Source organism: Sphingomonas pollutisoli, from assembly GCF_029167165.1.
Taxonomy (GTDB): domain Bacteria; phylum Pseudomonadota; class Alphaproteobacteria; order Sphingomonadales; family Sphingomonadaceae; genus Sphingomonas; species Sphingomonas pollutisoli.
Map to the genome: position 1 here is coordinate 327,665 of NZ_JARFNJ010000001.1, position 17,243 is coordinate 344,907.

Annotated in this window: 24 protein-coding genes; 1 reads left to right on the forward strand and 23 read right to left on the reverse strand. The window is 71.0% G+C overall.

What is annotated here, in order from left to right:
• Position 1: 1 nt before the first annotated feature.
• From PX554_RS01450 to PX554_RS01545, 20 genes are all read right to left on the reverse strand, one after another.
• Positions 2–394 carry a peptidoglycan endopeptidase gene (locus PX554_RS01450; protein ID WP_275498342.1) on the reverse strand — a complete coding sequence of 131 codons (393 nt, stop codon included), beginning with the start codon at positions 392–394 and terminating at the stop codon, positions 2–4.
• Positions 391–1,200 carry a DUF2163 domain-containing protein gene (locus PX554_RS01455; protein ID WP_275498344.1) on the reverse strand — a complete coding sequence of 270 codons (810 nt, stop codon included), beginning with the start codon at positions 1,198–1,200 and terminating at the stop codon, positions 391–393. Before PX554_RS01455 ends, PX554_RS01450 begins: the two co-directional genes overlap by 4 nt.
• Positions 1,197–3,494, reverse strand: coding sequence for a DUF2460 domain-containing protein (locus tag PX554_RS01460; protein ID WP_275498346.1), 2,298 nt, complete (start codon positions 3,492–3,494; stop codon positions 1,197–1,199). The genes PX554_RS01455 and PX554_RS01460 overlap by 4 nt, the downstream gene beginning before the upstream one ends.
• A gap of 12 nt (positions 3,495–3,506) precedes the next feature.
• The gene (locus PX554_RS01465) at positions 3,507–4,073 is read right to left on the reverse strand and encodes a tail tape measure protein (protein WP_275498348.1); all 567 of its coding nucleotides are present in this window, start codon (positions 4,071–4,073) and stop codon (positions 3,507–3,509) included.
• Positions 4,066–4,266 (reverse strand): phage tail assembly chaperone, encoded by a 201-nt coding sequence (locus tag PX554_RS01470; protein ID WP_275498350.1) that lies wholly within the window; start codon positions 4,264–4,266, stop codon positions 4,066–4,068. Before PX554_RS01470 ends, PX554_RS01465 begins: the two co-directional genes overlap by 8 nt.
• Positions 4,263–4,577, reverse strand: coding sequence for a GTA-gp10 family protein (locus PX554_RS01475; RefSeq protein ID WP_275498352.1), 315 nt, complete (start codon positions 4,575–4,577; stop codon positions 4,263–4,265). The genes PX554_RS01470 and PX554_RS01475 overlap by 4 nt, the downstream gene beginning before the upstream one ends.
• Complete coding sequence (locus PX554_RS01480; RefSeq protein ID WP_275498354.1) at positions 4,574–4,981, reverse strand: phage major tail protein, TP901-1 family; 408 nt, start codon at positions 4,979–4,981, stop codon at positions 4,574–4,576. The genes PX554_RS01475 and PX554_RS01480 overlap by 4 nt, the downstream gene beginning before the upstream one ends.
• Before the next feature lie 31 nt (positions 4,982–5,012).
• Positions 5,013–5,396, reverse strand: coding sequence for a tail completion protein gp17 (gene gp17 / locus PX554_RS01485; protein ID WP_275498356.1), 384 nt, complete (start codon positions 5,394–5,396; stop codon positions 5,013–5,015).
• On the reverse strand, positions 5,393–5,590 hold the full coding sequence (locus PX554_RS01490; protein ID WP_093225295.1) for a hypothetical protein: 198 nt from the start codon (positions 5,588–5,590) through the stop codon (positions 5,393–5,395). The genes gp17 and PX554_RS01490 overlap by 4 nt, the downstream gene beginning before the upstream one ends.
• Entirely contained in the window at positions 5,584–6,147 is a 564-nt protein-coding gene (locus PX554_RS01495; RefSeq protein WP_093225496.1) for a head-tail connector protein, read from the reverse strand. Before PX554_RS01495 ends, PX554_RS01490 begins: the two co-directional genes overlap by 7 nt.
• 136 nt (positions 6,148–6,283) lie before the next feature.
• Positions 6,284–7,336 carry a phage major capsid protein gene (locus PX554_RS01500; protein WP_093225293.1) on the reverse strand — a complete coding sequence of 351 codons (1,053 nt, stop codon included), beginning with the start codon at positions 7,334–7,336 and terminating at the stop codon, positions 6,284–6,286.
• Positions 7,337–7,408: 72 nt separating this feature from the next.
• Positions 7,409–7,810: an HK97 family phage prohead protease gene (locus PX554_RS01505; protein WP_256326287.1), complete on the reverse strand. Its 402-nt coding sequence runs from the start codon at positions 7,808–7,810 to the stop codon at positions 7,409–7,411.
• Between the two features lie 53 nt (positions 7,811–7,863).
• Complete coding sequence (locus PX554_RS01510) at positions 7,864–8,172, reverse strand: DUF6127 family protein (RefSeq protein WP_093225290.1); 309 nt, start codon at positions 8,170–8,172, stop codon at positions 7,864–7,866.
• Complete coding sequence (locus PX554_RS01515) at positions 8,169–9,302, reverse strand: phage portal protein (RefSeq protein WP_275498362.1); 1,134 nt, start codon at positions 9,300–9,302, stop codon at positions 8,169–8,171. Before PX554_RS01515 ends, PX554_RS01510 begins: the two co-directional genes overlap by 4 nt.
• A 139-nt stretch (positions 9,303–9,441) precedes the next feature.
• Complete coding sequence (locus tag PX554_RS01520) at positions 9,442–10,110, reverse strand: spermidine synthase (RefSeq protein ID WP_275498364.1); 669 nt, start codon at positions 10,108–10,110, stop codon at positions 9,442–9,444.
• Positions 10,111–10,235: 125 nt separating this feature from the next.
• Positions 10,236–11,558: a DNA-packaging protein gene (locus PX554_RS01525; RefSeq protein WP_093225287.1), complete on the reverse strand. Its 1,323-nt coding sequence runs from the start codon at positions 11,556–11,558 to the stop codon at positions 10,236–10,238.
• Positions 11,555–11,989: a hypothetical protein gene (locus PX554_RS01530; RefSeq protein WP_093225286.1), complete on the reverse strand. Its 435-nt coding sequence runs from the start codon at positions 11,987–11,989 to the stop codon at positions 11,555–11,557. Before PX554_RS01530 ends, PX554_RS01525 begins: the two co-directional genes overlap by 4 nt.
• Positions 11,990–12,058: 69 nt before the next feature.
• The gene (locus PX554_RS01535) at positions 12,059–12,478 is read right to left on the reverse strand and encodes a response regulator (protein ID WP_093225284.1); all 420 of its coding nucleotides are present in this window, start codon (positions 12,476–12,478) and stop codon (positions 12,059–12,061) included.
• Positions 12,475–14,298 carry a sensor histidine kinase gene (locus PX554_RS01540; RefSeq protein WP_275498368.1) on the reverse strand — a complete coding sequence of 608 codons (1,824 nt, stop codon included), beginning with the start codon at positions 14,296–14,298 and terminating at the stop codon, positions 12,475–12,477. The genes PX554_RS01535 and PX554_RS01540 overlap by 4 nt, the downstream gene beginning before the upstream one ends.
• A complete protein-coding gene (locus PX554_RS01545) occupies positions 14,298–14,930 on the reverse strand; it encodes a response regulator transcription factor (protein ID WP_275498370.1) in 633 nt (210 codons plus the stop codon). Before PX554_RS01545 ends, PX554_RS01540 begins: the two co-directional genes overlap by 1 nt.
• Positions 14,931–15,073: 143 nt before the next feature.
• Between PX554_RS01545 and PX554_RS01550 the strand changes: the two genes are divergently transcribed.
• Positions 15,074–15,727, forward strand: a complete 654-nt coding sequence (locus tag PX554_RS01550) for a hypothetical protein (RefSeq protein ID WP_275498372.1) — start codon at positions 15,074–15,076, stop codon at positions 15,725–15,727.
• Positions 15,728–15,730: 3 nt separating this feature from the next.
• On the opposite strand, the gene PX554_RS01555 is transcribed toward PX554_RS01550, so the two are convergent.
• Genes PX554_RS01555 through PX554_RS01565 form a run of 3 tightly spaced genes read right to left on the reverse strand, consistent with a single transcriptional unit; the run spans position 15,731 to position 17,124 of the window.
• The gene (locus PX554_RS01555) at positions 15,731–16,003 is read right to left on the reverse strand and encodes a hypothetical protein (RefSeq protein WP_275498374.1); all 273 of its coding nucleotides are present in this window, start codon (positions 16,001–16,003) and stop codon (positions 15,731–15,733) included.
• Positions 15,996–16,208 (reverse strand): type II toxin-antitoxin system antitoxin, encoded by a 213-nt coding sequence (locus PX554_RS01560; RefSeq protein ID WP_275498376.1) that lies wholly within the window; start codon positions 16,206–16,208, stop codon positions 15,996–15,998. Before PX554_RS01560 ends, PX554_RS01555 begins: the two co-directional genes overlap by 8 nt.
• 13 nt (positions 16,209–16,221) lie before the next feature.
• Positions 16,222–17,124, reverse strand: a complete 903-nt coding sequence (locus PX554_RS01565; protein WP_275498378.1) for an SPFH domain-containing protein — start codon at positions 17,122–17,124, stop codon at positions 16,222–16,224.
• Between the last annotated feature and the right edge of the window lie 119 nt (positions 17,125–17,243).

Here is a 17,243-nt window from a genome sequence, read left to right on the forward strand (position 1 = left end):
ATCAGTCTCCCCTCAAACGCCACGCCGCGACCAGCGGCCAGGGTGGCACGCCCGGCCGCTCGACCACGCGCCGCAGCATCGCATCGGCATGGATGATCCCGCCCGGCACCTGCACGGCGAGATGGAATTGCGCCGGCCCGGCCGCGAACAGCAGCAGATCGCCGGTCGCCGGTGCCGAAGTGCGCACCAGCCCCACCGCATCGATCGCGGTCGAGGGATCACCGCTGCGGACCGCATAATCGGCCGATATAGGTGCAGCGAACCCCGCCGCGCGCGCGGCCAGCACCGCCAGTCCGACGCAGTCGAGCCCGAACGCGGGGTCGCGACCGTGCGACCGGAACCGCGCACCCACCGCGCCCCGCGCCGCCGCGACGGCGCATTCGGCGGGCGTCATGCGCCGGGATACCGGGTGAGCAGGTCGATGCCCGGCAGGTACGGCTCGCCGCGAAAATTCGCGACGTTGCCGAACCGCGCCGCACAGGTCGCCACGCTCTTGTCGCAGCCCTCGACCAGCTCGATCAGATCGCCCGCTGACGCCACAAACGGCGGTTCGGCGCGCAGCGTCACCGTCGCGCCGGCGGAAATCGCCACCGCGCTTTCCAGTCCGCTGTTCGCTCCCCCCACCCAGCGCAGCAGCCCGCCGCCATAAGCGTCGTCACTCGGCTCGGCCGCATCCACCGTCACCGTCTGCCCGGCGGCCGAGACCACGCGCACGAAGCGCCGCCGCCCCGCCATCGCCACGCCGCAGCGTTTGTCACCCAGCTCGGCACGGCATTCCGCCGAGGTTTCCTCGCCCACCGGCCGGTCGAGCGCCGCACTCGCGCCGCGCAACTCGGCGGTGAAGGCGCCGTCGCGCGTCTCGACCGATCCGATCGTTCCCTCACCGAGATCCATGCGCCCTTCGGCGCCGCTCCAGTTGACCGCGAACAGCCGCACCCGCGCGCCGTCCCACCGCCCCGCGCCGAGATCGCGCGCGCTGATCGCCGCGCCGGTCAACGCCCCCGAAACGTCCATCGTGTCGGCATCGAGACCGTCGGCGCGCTTGATCGCGGAGGGCGTCATGCCCGGCGCGGCACGGTGGACAAGGCCATCGATCACCAGATCACGGTCGTGCGCGGTCAGCCCGATCGCGATGCCGTCGCGCCGCTCGATCCGCCAGCACAACGCCACGGTCGAAAGCGGTCCATCCAGGAAGCTCATGCCACGTCCTCGCGCACTTCGATGAGCGGCACCGACGCCGCCGATCCCGCCTGAAAGGTCGCGCGCGACACCGCGAGACTGTCCTCGGCGAAACGCACCGGCACGTCGAACAGGAACCCCGCCGTCACCACCGCGCCCGGCGCTGGCGCGGCGTCGAGTTCGATCATGCCGCCATCCACCAGCGAAAAGGCGGCGGTCACGGCACCGTCCACCGCGACGCTCACGCTGCCGCCCACCGGGCGCGTGATCCGCCGGACCACGGCGCCATAATGTTTGACCAGCGCGAAGCGGGTGGCGACGCCGTCGCCGATGCCGATCTGCTGGTCGAGCGGCGTCGGCACCGCGCCGCCCGAGGAGGCATCGAACGGATCGCGCAGCCGGAACGCACGCGCCGGCCCCATCCGCGCGCGGAAGAACGCCAGCAACGTTGCGATATCGGCTTCGGACCGCACGCCCGGCCCGACATCATAGTGCGTCCGCGCCCCCGCCCAGCCCGCGTTGCGCGCCTCGTGACCGCCCGCGCTCGTCACAACCGCGGTCGAATATTCGGGTGCCACCTCCGCCTCGCGGCCGAGCGCGAGCGGGAAAAGCACATCGTCGAACGCCTGCATCTCGTCCGCCTCCTCCTCGAAATGCACGAACCCGTCGCGGATCACCTGCGGCAGCGCCCAGACGAAGCCCCGCCGCACACCGCGCGCCCGCGCACGCTCCGCCGCCGCCTCGATCTCGCGCCAGCCGGCGCTGTCCTCGGGCCGCAGCACGAAGCCCGCGAGATAGTCGGTGTCGCCGGTCACATAACCGAGCCGCGTCTGCGCCTCCGCGATGGCCCGCGCGCTCAACGCGCTGTTGCCCGCGGTGACGTAATCATAATCCTCGAGCTGGAGCACATCGAACGCGGGCCGCGCCCAGCCGAGCGGCAGATTGGCGCGCCGCACCTCGGGCGCGTCCGCCGCCAACACGCTCGGCAGATAGGCGAGCAGATGCGTCTCGCATCCCGGCGCGACGGCCTTCACCGCCGCGACCAGCGCCGCCGTCGAATCCGCCAAGATCGCCCCAGCCGCGTCCAACAGTTCGATCGCAGCGGCAGGCAACGGTGCGCGCACGCTGGCGATCTCGACCGGGGCGCCGCCCAGCGCCGCCCGTGCCGCAGCATCGTAGAGACAGGGCCGGCCCTCGGGCATCACCCACCACCACGGCTCACCAACCTGAAACTTCGGCGCCAGCCCCGCCGCCACCGCGATGCCGATCACCTCCGCCGCGACCGCGCGCAGATAGGCCATCGCGCCGCCATGCGCGGGTGACAGCAAGGTCGAAGGCGGCACCCAGCCGGTCAGCGCGGGCGATCCGTCCCACGCGCGCTGCTTCCAGGCCTCGGGGCAATGCGCGTCGAACAGTTCGTAGCTGAGCGACCAGATCACGTCATAACCGAGCGCCCTCGCCCGTTCGGCGAAATCGCGCTGCCACGCGCGCGCCGCGACGTTGAGCGCGCCGCCGGACAGGGTCGCGATGCCCCCGCCCGCCGCGAGCCGAAAATAATGGCTCATCCCGACATACTGGAGGATCGCGCCGCGATAGCCGAGCTGCAACGCGTTTCGCAGCAGCCGCGCCGGTGTCAGATTGTAGCTGTCGTCATATCCGCTCGCGAGTTCCAGCGCGTGTGCCGGCACCATCACGTCGCCGATCGCCAGCACCGCCCCCGAGCCGGCGCAGACGATATCGCTCATCTCGACCCAGCCCTCGGCGGCCTGCGCGAGCGGCGTGTCGGATGCATCATAATCGGGTGGCACCAAGGACACGAACATCCGGTCGATGTCGCCCGCCCATACCGGCACGGCCTCGTCCGGCAGCAGGAAGCCGCCCGCCACGTCCGCGAAGTCGATCGCGATCCGCGCGTCCTCGCGCGTGCCCGTCGCGTAATTCCACAGCCGCACGTACCAGGTTCGCGCCGCGCCGTCCGCGTCGCGCCCCTCGATCGTCAGCACCGGCCCGTCCACCGCGTCGAGCGGCCGCACCCCCGCCGACCGCCAGCGGAACGCCAGCCGGCACCCGCGAAAATCCCGCGCCGTCTCATAGGCGAGCAAGGGATGGTCGAACCGGTCCTCCGCCGCCCAGATCAGCCCTGCAAGATCGTTCTTGCGATAGAATACCGCATCCACCCGCAGCGCATCGGGCGCGATCGTGGTGACCGCCGCCATCATCGGCCGCGGGAAATCGACCGTCCAGAAGCGTGGGTCGAACCGCGATATCACGCCCTCGGCCTGATGCGTCCGCGCGCGCGCCAACCAATATGCCATGCCTGCCCCCTCTCACTCGGCCGCCAGCGCCGCTTTCACCGCGCGCGCGACCTGGCGGCCCGACGCGCTCAGCGCCGCGCCGCCCTCGCCGCGCGGAGCGTTGATCGTGATCGCCACACGCACATCGCGCGCGCCGCCGCCCCCGGCCGCGACGATGCTCCCGCTCGCCGTCGGCACGAACACTTCCGGCCCGCGTTCGCCGACGACATAGGGCCGCAGTGGCGACACCGGGCCGCCCGTCGCCCGCCCCGGCGCTCCCCCGAGCAGTCCGCTCAGCGCGGCGACGAGGCCGCCGCCACCCGAGCCGCCGCCGCGCCCCAGGATCGCGTCGATCCCGCTGCGGATCGCCGCGCCAGCGATGTCGGCCAGCACCGACAGCGCCACCTTGCGCAGATCCTCGAACCCGAGCGTCCCGCTCCGCGTCGCCTTGAGCAGCACGCTCTCGATCTCGCGCCCGGCGCGATCCGCCCCCGGTACCAGCACGTCGCCGAAACAGCCGCGCATCGTGTCCACGTCGCGCGCGAAGGCGGCGGTATCGGCGCGCACGCTCACCACCAGCCGGTCGATTTCCTCATCCATCGGGAAACGCCTCCATCAATGCCGCGATCGTTTCGCGCGTCGGCGGCGCGGCGCCAGCCTCGCCGCCGATCGCCGCCACCAGTGCCGCCAGCTCGGCGGGCGTCGCCTCCCAGAAGTGCGCGGGCGCCCAGCCGAACGCGACGCCTGCCAGCCCCGCCAGCCGCGCCGCCGCCTCGGCGAAGCGCGCGCTCATCGCCCGCCGAGAATCTGCGCGAGCAGCACCCGCAACACCGGCGTCGCCGCCGCGAGCCCCGCCGCCGCCACCGCCTCTCCGAACGCCTCGCGCGTCAGCGCCACAGGCGCCTCGTGCCGGCAGTGCCAGAACAGCCCGACCAGCTCGCGCAACGACAGGTGACCGGCCGCCGCGCGCTCGACCAGCGCGAACAGCGGCCCCAGTTCCTCCTCCGCCGCGACCAGTGCCGCGAAGCTCGGCCGCAGCACGAGTTGCGCGCCCGCGACGCGGATCGCCGCCTCGCCCCGCGCCGCGTTCGCCACCCCGCTCATGCCGCCACCACTGCGCCCGAGCTTTCCAGCGCGATCGTGTAGTTGCGCTCGCCATTGTAATCGCCGGCATAGTCGAGCCTGGTGACGAGGAAGCGCCCGCTCAGCGTCTCGCCACTTTCGAAGCTCAGCCGATAATCGTCGATCACGCCGGCGAGCGCATTGCCTTTGAGCCGCACTTCCGCCGCCGATCCAGTGAACACCCCCGCCCCCGACACGCTGACCGATCGCACCCCCGCGCCCGACAGCAATTCGCGCCACCCGCCCGAATCCTTCGAGGTGATCGCCACCATCTCGCCGTTGATCGAAAGCTGCGTCGTGCGCAGCCCCGCCACCGTCGCATAGGCAAGCGGCGTTGCACCGTTGCCGATCTTGAGCAGGAATGCCCTGCCGCTCTCCGCGCTCATATCATGCTCCTGTCCGTTTGATCCCGCCGCCTCACGCGGCCAGCATCCGCACCCGATATTCGATCACCGCGCTCCACCGCCCCGGCGCCGGTCGCAGCAGCCGCGACCGCACGAACGCCAGGCTCGCGATCCGCCACGCGCCGAGATCGCGCGGCAGCGCCTCGATCGCCGCCACCGCCCCCGCCGCGAGCGCCTGCACCCGCGCGGGCGTCTCCGCCGCATCGCGGATCGTCACCGCCATCCGCAGCTCGCGCCCGTCGCGATCCTTGACGCTCCAGTCGCCGCTCAGCGTCTCACCGATCTCGGCGTAGGGTGGCGTCGCCTTGACCGGCGGCCCTTCGAACACGCCGTTCAGCCCGGCGATGTCTTTGAGCGCGGCGAGCAACGCGGCCTGCACCAGGCTTTCCGCGCTCATCGCAACAGGCTCCCGATCCAGCGCAGCCGCGCATCCTCGCGCGAGATCCGCCCGGCCAGCACGATCGCGTCCGCCTCGCCGCGCACCGCCAGTTCGGGGAACGCCGTCTGCAACCGCGCCACGCCCTCCGCGATCGCCCGCCGCTCCGCCGCCTCGCCGATCGCCGCCCCACGCGCCGCCACCCCGCTCAACATGCGCGTGTCCGCCGCGTCAGCGTGATCCGCCGGAAGGGCCGCCACAGCGCGGTCACCGCCGCCGGTGGCGCCGCCGCCGCGTCTCGCGCGGTGAACAGATGCGCCGCGAGCAGCACCGCGCCCTGCCGGATCGGCGCCGGCAGCGTCGCCCAGCCGGTCGCCAGCCCGGCGGTGAAGGTCACCCCCACCCGGGTCGCGCCACCCGCGTCGATCACCCGCACCCAGCCATCGCCGTCCGCGTCTATGTCGATCGCATAGGCTTCGCTCGCCAGCGCGCCGCCGCCCACCGCCTCGACCGCGCCGATCGCCCGCACCGGCGTCGCCGCCAGTTGCTGCCAGGCGCGACTCGCCGGCAGCACATCGCGCAACACGCGCGCGATCAGCACCTGCCCGATGAACCGTTCGCCCAGCCCCAGCGCGGTCTCGACCAGCGTCGCCACCAGCGCATCCTCATCGTCGCTCATCAGCCGCAGCATCGCCTTCACCTCGGCCAGCGCCGCCGCGCGATCCTCCCCGCCGAGCGCCACCGCGCCCGGCCCCTCGCTCCCGATCGTCATCACCATCTCCACCCAAATCCCTCTCCCAGCGGGAGAGGGAGGGAGCCGCCGAAGGCGGCGGAAGGGTGAGGGCGACCGATCCCACGATCACCCTCATCCGGCGCTACGCGCCACCTTCTCCCAACGGGAGAAGGCTTTAGTTCGCCGAAAAGCGCATCAGCTTGATCGCTTCCGAATTGCTCACGCAACCGCCGACCCGCTTGGTCGCGTAGAAATTCACGAACGGCTTGTTCGAATAGGGATCGCGCAGGATCGCGGTTTCGCTCCGCTCGGCGATCAGATAGCCCGCGCGGAAATCGCCGAACGCGATCGCCAGCGCGTTGGCGGCGATGTCGGGCATGTCCTCCGCCTCGATCACGGGATAGCCGAGCAAGGTCGCCGGCTGCCCCGCCGCCAGCCCCGGCACCCACAGGAACGCGCCGTCGGTCGTCTTGAACTTGCGGATGCGCGCGAGCGTGGCCGAGTTCATCACCCAGCTCGCATTCTGCCGATACGGCCCGCGCAGGCTCTGGACGAGGTCGATCAGCCGGTCCTGCGGGTTGGCGGCGAAATCGCCCGCCGCGCCGCTCGCCAGATATTGCAGCGTGCCGAACGCGCGCGCGGTATCGTTGGTCGCCGCGACCGGCGCCTGGAGAAACCCCTTCGGCCGCGCGGTGCCTGATCCGTTGACGAACGCCGCGCCCTCGGCGCGCGCGAACTCGGTGGCGATCTCGCCGGCGAGCCACCCCTCGACATCGAACAGCGCGTCGTCGAGCATCGCCTGGCTCGCGCTCGGGTTGGCATAGAGTTCGCCCATCGGCGGCGCGATCTCGGCATAGCTCGGCGTGGCGGTGCCGGGCCGCGCGTCGGTCTCCGCCGCCCAGCCTGAGGGCGTGCCGCCGCTCGTCACCAGCTTGCGATAGCCGGCCGAACCAACCTTGACGACATTGGCAATCGCCCGGATCGGCGATATCGATTTGAGCGTCGCATCGACCACCGCGTCGATTTCTTTGGGGATGGCATAGCCGCCGCTGTCGCCGGTCACGCCGGTGAACGATTTCATCTCGACGCTCGTGCCGCTACGCAGGAACCCCGCGAAAGCCGTCGCACCGCCATCGCGCGCGCCGCTCAGCAGCGGCCGCACCACCGCGCCGCCCATCTCCACGCCCGAGAAGCTCGTCTCGAGCGAATCCGCTTTGACTTCGATCATGTCATTCTCCCATGCGAAACCACCCCCGCGCAGGCACCCGCGCGGGCAAAAACTTCGGAAGTCGAAAAACCCTCAGGCGATCGCGTGAACCCGCGCGAGCGGCTGCATCGGCTGCGCGACCAGGCTCACCTCGACCAGATCGAGCGCGGTCAGCTCGCGATACCGCCCGCGCGCCGCCGCCTTGACGCGGTAGCCGAACGAAAGGCCGGAGACCGCGCCGGAGCGTACCAGACGCGCAAGCCGCGCATCATCGATCCGCCCGATCACGCGCAGGCCGCGCGAATCCTCGCCCGCCTGCTCGATCACGCCGACCGGCGCGCCCCGATGCTGCCACAGCAACGGCACCGCCCCGACCGCGCCGAACGCGCCCGAGCGCACCACGTCGCCACCCCGATCGGCCCGGTCGAACACGGCGGCATAGCCGGCAAACCGCAGCCCTCCCGTTCCCCCGCGAATGCGGGGGTCCAGAGCCACGGACGCGACGCTGCTTTGCTCTGAGCGCCCGCCTGCGCGGGAGAACGGCATCGTCACTTCACCCAGCCCCAAAATCCGAACCGCGCCGCCAGCCCCGCCAGCACCACCGCGCCGCCGATCCGCACCACCCAGCCGACCGCCGCTTTCCACGCCGAGCGCTTGGCGTCCCGCCATGCCCCGAGCAGCTCGCGCAATTCGGCCATGTCCTTGGCCGCGCCGGCATCGTCCAGCCCGAGCCGCATCAGCGCCCGGCTCGCGCCAAGCTCGCCCGCTTCCTCCGCGATCGCGCGCAACGTCGCGAGATCGGTGCCCTCGGCCTGTCCCTGCGCCATCAACTGCGCCAGCACCGTACTCACACTCATGCCACACCTCCCGCGTGCTCCGCGCTCAAGCCCAACATCGCCCGCTTCTCCTCGTCGCTGAGGAACCCGGCCGCATTCACCTGCGCCCACAGCCGTTCGCGGTCCTCGGCGAGCGCGGTGACCTTATCGACGTTCACACGCAGCCACGGCGCCTCGAACCAGCCGGCGAGCCCCTGCGCCAACCCCGAGAAAATCGTGTCGGCGAGCGGCAGGATCGCGAGCCGCCACAAAGCCCGGCTCGCCTCGCGGTAATTGGCGTAGGTGGCGTCACCGGGCAGCCCGAGCAGCATCGGCGGCACCCCGAAACTGCATGCGATCTCGCGCGCCGCCGCCGCCTTCAGTCCGACGAAATCCATGTCGGCCGGCGTCAGGCTGAGCGCCTGCCATTTCAGCCCGCCCTCCAGCAGCATCGGCCGCCCGGCATTGCCCGCGCCGGCGAACCCCGCCTCCATCTCGGTGCGCAGCCGCTCGAACTGCTCGCGCGACAGCACCGATCCGTCACCGGGATCATGCACCAGCGCGCCAGAGGGGCGCGCCGCATTGTCCAGCAGCGCCTTGTTCCAGCGCGCCGCCGCATTGTGGAGCGCGATCGCGCCCGCCGCGGCGCCCAGGCACCCGAGCCCATAATGATCGTCGAGCGGATGGAAGCCGCGCAGATGCACCACTTCGGGCCGCGCCCCGTCCGCCATCAGCCGCGTCACCCGCTCGCCGACCCGGTAGCGATAGGCGACCGGCCACCCGCCCGCGTCCGCCTCGACGCTCACCCGCTCGGGCCTGAGCGCGAACAGCTCGACCACCGCCCCCGCCGGATCGGTCATGATCTGGACATAGGCGTTGCCGTGCAGCAGCAGATGCGCCGCCACCGTCTCGGTCAGCGCCTGCCCGCCCGACCGCGCCGTCACCAGGGCGAGCAACTCGGGCGAGGATGCCGCCAGCGGCGCGCCGGCCAGCCCTTGCGCGACGAGCCGCACCGCGCGTTGCGCGACCGCGTTGCGGCAATAGCCCTGCCGCACCTGCGCCGCATAATCGTCGCTCCACTCGCCCGGCGATCCGCCGCCCGACCACAAGCCATAGCGCGCCAGCACCGGACGCACGTCGCGCCCGGCTGATTTCCAGCCGAAGAGTTTCATGATGATGTCCTTGTTCGTGCCGGCGACCGTCAATGCCGAGCCGCGGCAACCCAAAAACCCGTTCGCACGGAGCGCAGCCGAAGTGCGTGCCCCAAGCGCGACGCGTGCCGCACGTCCTTCGCGCGGTGTCGAAGCGGCGCTAGATCTTCTTCCCGAACCAGATCACATGCCGCGCGCCCTTGCCGCTGGCGCGCGCGCGGATCGTCACCTCGTCCACCACGAACCCGGCCTCGCCGAGCCGCCTGGCGAACTTCGCATCGGGCGCGGCCGACCAGATCGCCAGCACCCCGCCCGGTCGCAGCGCGCCGCGCGCCGCCTCCAGCCCGCGCGCCGAATACAACCGGTCGTTGCCGCGCCGGGTCAGCCCATCGGGGCCGTTATCGACATCGAGCAGGATCGCGTCGTACACGCCCCGCCCCTCGGCGATCACCGCGCCGACATCCTCGGTGATGATCCGCACCCGCGGATCGTCGAGGCTGGCGTCGGTCAGCGCCGCCATCGGCCCGCGTGCCCAGTCGATCACCTCCGGCACCAGTTCCGCCACCGACACGCTCGCGTCCGCCCCGAGCCGCGCCAGCGCCGCGCGGAGCGTGAACCCCATGCCGTAGCCACCGATCAGGAAGTGCGGCGCGCGCGCGGAAACCCGCTCCCACGCCATCGTCGCGAGCGCTTCCTCGGACCCGCTCATGCGGCTGCTCATCAATTCCTCGACGCCGAGCATGATGAAGAAGTCGGTGCCACGCTGCACCAGCCGCATCTCGCCGCCGCCGGGCACCTGCGCGCTATCAATCAATATTCTCGGAACCATTCGTCCTCCTAGCGCCCTAAAAGCCAATCGCCCAGCCCGTCGCCCCGGCGCAGGCCGGGGCCGCTGGGTTTTGGGCGTCCAGCTCGCCAAATTATCCAGCGGCCCCGGCCTCCGCCGGGACGACGCTAAAGCCCGCGCACCGCAGCCATCCCCACACGCCCCGGCAGCAACTCGGCCAGCGCCCACACCAAGGCATCCGCCCGATCCGGCGAGCGCCCCGGCCCCTGATAGCGCCCGCCAGCCACCAGCCCGCACATCTCGTCCTCCAACGCCGGGAACGCGCCGACATGATGCACCCGCCCGCGCGCGTATTCGATCGACACCGGCTCCGCGCGCGCCGCCTTGCCGCGCGTCGCGTTGACGGTGGCGAGCGGCAGCCCCGGATCGACCCGTTCCAGCACCGATCGCACCATCTGCCCGCCCTGATTGACCTCGGCCACCACACGGTCGGCCGCGTGCCGTGCCGCACACGCCACCACCGCCCGCGCCCAGCCTTCAGGGCTTTCGCCCGTCACGCTGGCGTCCTCGATGACATAAGCGTGGCCGTCCCGATCCAGCCCGGCCGCGACGATGCCGCATGCGTCGCCCTCCCCGCTCGCCCGCCCCGCCGGGGGATCGACACCCACCACCACGCGCACCAGCGCGGGCGCACATGCGACCCGGCACGCCTCGATGGCGCCGCGAGTCCATAACGCGCCCGGCAGATCCTCGATCAGCTCGCCGTCGATCTCCTGTCGGCCGAGCCGCGTACCGCCATAGCCCTGCTCGATCGCGGCGATGAAGCCTTCGCCCAGATGGGCGTTGTCGTGCGTCCGCCCCTGCGTTTGTTTCAGGCCCTTGATCGCCATGATCCGCCGCAAGAGCGGCACGGCGCGCGGCGTCGTCGTCACCACCACTTGCTGCCGCGCGCCGAGCCTCAGCCCCAGCATCAGATTGTCCCACGTCGTCTCCGCGCGCCGCCATTTGGCGATCTCGTCGCACCAGGCGGCGTGATGCTGCGGCCCGCGCAACTTCTCGGGCGCCTCGGCCGAATAGGCGAAGGCGCGCGCCCCCGACATGAACGCCAGTTCGCCCGAACCGCGGTGCCAGTCGATCCGCTCGCCCGGTTGCGCCACCGACAGGATGCCGCTGTCGCCCTCGACCATCACGCGCGTCACATCCTCGATCGTCGCGCCGACCAGCGCGATCCGCGCGCCCGGCAGATCACGCGCGATCTGACTGACCCATTCCGCCCCGGCCCGCGTCTTGCCGAAGCCGCGCCCGGCGCGGATCAGCCACACCCGCCAATCCCCTTCCGGGCGATACTGGCCCTTATGCGCGCACAGCGCCCAGGTCCGCGCCAGCGTATATTTGACGGGAGCGTCGAGACTGTGGATCACCTCCGCCTGTTCGTCGGGCGGCAGCGACGCGAGCGTCGCCAGCAACTCGACCACCGTCGCTTCGGTCATGTCTTCGCCGGCAGCCGTTTAGCGAACGCCGCGAGCTTGCCCAGCAGCGCCTGTTCGACCTCCTCCATCGAAGCCGCGCGTGGCACCGCCTCGCGCGGGGCGTTCGGCCGTGCGCGCCGGGTCTCGTGGCGCGCGAGCATCTTGAGCGCCAGGGCCTGATCGAACGCATCGCCTTCGCGCGCGCGCGGATCGACCGCACGCGCCAGCAATTCGTCCTCGATCCGCGCATAGGCCGCGTTCAACGCCTCCTCCCACGCGTCAGCGAAGGCCGGATCGTGCCGCCGCAGCGCGTAGGCCGAAGCGTGCGTCCGCCCCGCTGCCTCGGCCGATCGTGCCACGTCGCCGCTCAGCGCCAACGTGTCGAGAAACGCGGTCCGCGCCGCCGCACCCCAGCCGGCGTCGCGCCGGCCCGTGCTCGCCATTTCGTCCATCGCCGCCCTCCCATCCTCGCTCCCCGCCGGGCGCGGTTTGCCATCATGACGATTCTCTTAAACCGAGCGTCACGCTGTAGGACAGAGGTTTTTAACCGTTTTGGTACGCTTCGAGATGATTTCGGCATATCGCCCGCGCACGACGGTCGCGAGCGTCATCGGATCGAACGGCTTGGTAAGCACGCCATCGGCACCGAGGTCGAGCCAGGCGCGGATATCGTCGCGCCGCGCGCTCGCGGTGACGAACAGCGCGGGCAACGCCGCCAGCCCGGCGCGCCGCCGCAGCGCCGCCAACAGCCCGCCGCCCGACATCCCCGGCATCATCATGTCGATCAGCGCGAAATCGGGCGTCCACCCGCCCGCGTCGAGCAGCCGCAGCGCGTCCGGCCCCGATTCGGCCATCCGCACGTCGAGACCGGCGTCGAGCCGCAGCGCCATGCCGACGATGGTGCGGATATCGGGTTCGTCATCGACGTAGAGGATCTTCATCCCGTCCGCGCGCTCCTGTACGATTCCGGCACGTCGAGGGTCGCGGTTCCGCTCCCGGCGAACGTGCCCTCCACAAGCGTGACCGGCGCCGCGCCCGCCACCGCCAGGTCGAAGCAGAACAGCGCGCCCTCCCGCGCCGGCGCGTGCCAGATGCGCCCGCCATGCGCGCGGACGATCTCGCGCGCGATGGTCAAGCCGAGGCCCGTGCCCGCGGACACGCCCGCCGGGCACTGCCCCTGTCCGAAGCGCGTGAACAGTCGCCGTCCCAACTCAGGGTCGATGCCCGGCCCGTGGTCCTGCACCGACACGGTGGCGCGGCCGGATGCGGCGTGCAGCGACAGCGTCACCACGCCGCCGTCGCGCGAAAAGCGAACCGCGTTGGAGAGCAGGTTGCTCGCCACCTGCACCAGCCGTCCGCTATCGCCGCGCACCATCACCGGCGTGTCGCCCGCCTCCATGCGCAGCACGATCCCGCGTGTCTCGGCGAGACCGCGCATCGTTTCGGCGGCCTCGCGCATCGCTGACCGCAGATCGAGCATCTGGAAATCGAAGCGCATCGCGCCCGCCTCCAGCTTTTCGATATCGAGCAGGTCGTTGACCAGACGGATCAGCCGGACCGCGTTGCTTTCGGCGATCACCACCAGCCGGCGCACGTCGCCGTGCAAGCCGGAGACCGCGTCGCCGCGCAGCAGCCCGAGCGCGCCGACGATCGACGTGAGCGGCGTGCGCAACTCGTGGCTGACGGTGGAAAGGAACCGGCGGCGCAGATCCTCGGCGCGTTCGCGTTCGGTCACGTCGCGGAACGCGGCGACGATATGCACCCCGTCCGGCAGGTCCATCGCGCCGAGCGAGACTTCGATCGGCAGCACCGCGCCGTCCCGCCGCCGCGCGTGCAGATTCGTGCGGAACGGGTTCGCCAGCCCGGTGGAGCGATAGCCGATCCGGTCGAGGAACGCGCCGTCGCCCGGCGCGAGATCGGCCAACAACGCCACGTCGCGGCGCAATAGCGCGTTTGCCGGATAGCCGAACAGATGCTCCGCCGCCGGATTGACCATCTCGATGCCGCCGTCGGGGTTGAGCAGCACGATCGCGTCCTGCGCGGCGGCGAAGATCGCATTCTGCCGGGTTCCGAAGCGCACCGCCTTCAGCGTCAGCGCGTGGTTGCGCCGCCGCGTCCGCCAGAACAGATATCCGAGCGCGAACGTGCTCACCGTCATCGTCAGCACCAGTCCCCAGATCAGGCGCTTGGTGGCGAGGATGCGCGCGCGCTGCCGCGTCACCCCGGTGTCGAGGATGCGACCCTGCTCGGCGAGGATCGCGCCTTGTGTTTGCGCGATCGCCGCCATCAGCCGCTTCTCCTCACCGGCGCCGATCGCCGCCGCAGCCGCCGCCGGCCCCCGCGACCCGCGCACCGCATTGGCCCGCTCCATCGCGGCGAACTTGGCGGCGGCGAGCGCGTGCAATCGCCTCAGCCGCTCGCGCTGATCGGGCCGGCGGCGGAACGCCTCGCCGAGCGCCTCCGCAACGCGATCGAAGCGCGCGCGTGCCGCATGGTATGGCACGAGGAATGCCGCGTCGCCGGTGATGATATAGCCGCGCTGCGCCAGTTCGGCGTCCGTCAGCGCCGCCCCCAACGCGTCGATCTCGACCCGCTCGCGGTACGTGCGATTGACGTTGGCGGAGGTCGCGGTCGAGTGGTTGTATTCGACTCCGAACACGACCGCGAGCAGCACGAGCGCGCCCGATAGCGCGCTGGCGACCGCCATCGTCCGCCACAACTTCGGTTCCCAATCCGCCTTGAAGACCGGGATCGTGTTCATCACGGCTGGTGCGGATCGAGCAGCGGCTGCATCGTCAGGATCGCCTGCACGCGGTTCTGCACCCCGATCTTGCGGAAGATCGCGCTGAGATGCGCCTTGATCGTCGCTTCGGTGACGTTGAGGTCGCCCGCGATCTGTTTGTTGAGCCGCCCGTCGGTCAGCGCCGCCAGCACGCGCCGCTGCGCGGTCGACAAAGTCTCGAGCCGCGATCGCAACTCGTCATGCGGCCCGCCGCCCTCCGCCGGGAAAACCGTACCGCCGCCCAGCAGCACCTCCACCGCGCCGACCAGCCTGTCGAGCGCGTCCGCTTTGGGCAGGAACCCCGCCGCACCCACCGCGCGGGCGGCGGCGATCAGCGCCGCGTCGTCGCTCGCCGAGATGATCGCGATCGGGCAGTCTCCCAGCGCCTGCCGCAGTTCGAAGAAGCCGGAAAACCCCTGCGCGTCGGGCAGCTTGAAATCGAGCAGCACCAGATCGTAGCCGCCGTTGGCGGCGATCAGCGCGCGCGCGCCCGCCACGGTCGTGGTGGTGTCGATCCCGCAATCGGGAATGCGTGCCCGCACGGCAAGCTGGATGCCGTTGCTGATCAGCGGGTGATCGTCCGCCACCAGGATCCGCCGAGGCGCGACCATCTCCATCCCCTTTTCTCATCCCGTTCGGATGACGGTGTTGCGCGCACTGTTCTGCACTTTTCGTTACGGATCAAGCAATGTTATGAAAAGCCTACGCTTTTTTCAGAAGGCGTGACTTTTCGACGCAGCACGAGGCCGCCGGTGTGACCAGTTCCGCGATCCTGTACGGCGCTGACGCGCGCATGGCCGCCGCCGTGCGCCCCCTGCTCGAACCATGCGGCTGGGCCGTTCACGCGACCTCGGACGCGGCGGAGGCGGTCGCACGTCTCGACGACACCGTCGCGCTGCTCATGCTCGACGCGCGGGCCGCCGGTGCGGCCGCGCTGCTCGCGGATATCCGCGCCCGTCCCCATCCGGCGGCGAGCGTGCCGGTGCTTCAATGGGGCGGCGCCGGTTTGCCCGCGATGGGCGCACCGGCGCCGGACGATGGCGCCGCGCTCGCCGCCGCGATCGCGCATGTCACCGGCGCACTATCCGATCACGCGCTGCGGCGGATGCCCCACTCGCCCTTCTACCGGCTCGTGCGCCTGCTCGGGACCGAGGACGCGGTCGCGATGATCGACCGCTTCGCCGGCACCATGCGCGCCGCGCTCGCCGCACCCGTCATCACGCCCGATCTGGCGCATCGTCTCGCCGGGATCGCCGGCGCGATCGGCTATCCCGATCTCGGCCGTGCGTGGGGCGCGGCGGAACATGGCGGCGCGCACGCGATCGCGCGCGCGATGGCGGCGAGCCACGCCACGCTCGCCGCGATCGAGCGCGGCGACGTCGCGCGCTACCGCGACCTGGGAGCCTGAGCCTCAACGATCCTCGTCATTGCCCCACCGCCAGCGCAGCCCGCCATCGGTCTTGTTGGCGGCTACCACGCCGTACGCCGCGATCAGAGCGATACAGACGATGATGCGCGGCACCCCGCCCGGCAGCAAGCGCGCCGCCGCCACCAGCGCGGCGAGCAGGCCCGCCGTCAGGGCCCACCCCTGCCACGTCACCGGCGTCGCGCCGAACCCGAACCATTTGGGGACGAACCAATAGCCCTCGCGCGCGCGAAAATGCGCCTTCACCTCGTCAAGCATCGTCGTCCTCCATCCTGGGCGGCCGGCCGCGCCGGGCCGGGATCGGCGCTTCCAGCTTCACACCCCGCCGCGCCAGCGCTTCGCGCAGCAGACATTCGAACTCGGCATTGACGCTCCGCAGGTCGGCCGCCGCCGCCCGCTCGACCGCCGCGTACAGCGCGGGGTCGAGACGCAACGGGAACGCCTTCCGTGGCGGATTGGCCATGGTCCCGCCCGCCTTACTGATAGAGCGTGCCGGTGTTGACGACGGGCTGGGTGTCACGCTCGCCGCACAGCACCACCATCAGGTTGGAGACCATCGCCGCGCGCCGCTCGTCGTCGAGCTCGACGACGCCCTTCTCGCTCAGCAGGTCGAGCGCCATCTCGACCATCCCGACCGCGCCCGCCACCAGCGTCTGACGCGCGGCGACCACCGCCTGCGCCTGTTGCCGCCGCAGCATCGCGCCCGCGATCTCGGGCGCGTAGGCGAGATGCGTGAAGCCGCATTCGTCGACCGTGATCCCCGCGACCTTGAGCCGCGCGATCAGCTCGGCGCGCAACGCCTCGCCGACCTGCTCGTGGTTGCCGCGCAGCGTGATCTCCTGATGCTCGTAATCGTCATAGGGGTAACGCGCGCCGATCGTCCGCACCGCCGCTTCGATCTGGACGACCACGAACGCCTTGTAATCGTCGATGTCGAACAGCGCCTGCGCGGTATCGGTCACGCGCCACACCACCTGCGCGGCGATCTCGATCGGGTTGCCGCGCAGATCGTTCACCTTGAGCCGCTCGGAAATCATGTTGTTGGATCGCAGCGAGATCTTGCGCTGCGCATACCACGGCCACATCCAGCGCAGACCGGTCGTCCGGTCGGTTCCCTTGTAGCTGCCGAACAGCAGCAGCGCCGCCGCCCGATTGGGCTGGAGCATGTAGAAGCCGCAGGCGACGAACAGCTCCACCACACACGCCGCCGCGATCAGCATGCCGCCCAGCCCGGGCGCGTCCTCCAGTTGCGACGCGCCGTAGATCCCGACGACGAGTGCCACGAGCATCACCAGCAGCATGGCATACCCGCTCGACGTCGCCGCCGCGCGTTCGCGCGACAGCGTCAGCGCGGTGTTCTCCGGTCCCGACTCGGACATCACTTCCTCCTGTAAAGTGATATCACATTTATATCGTTCGGGCCGATGCGGCAAACCTCCTCGTCTCCGCTCCCAGCGCACACACAAAAACGGCACGGGGATCGCTCCCCGCGCCGTTC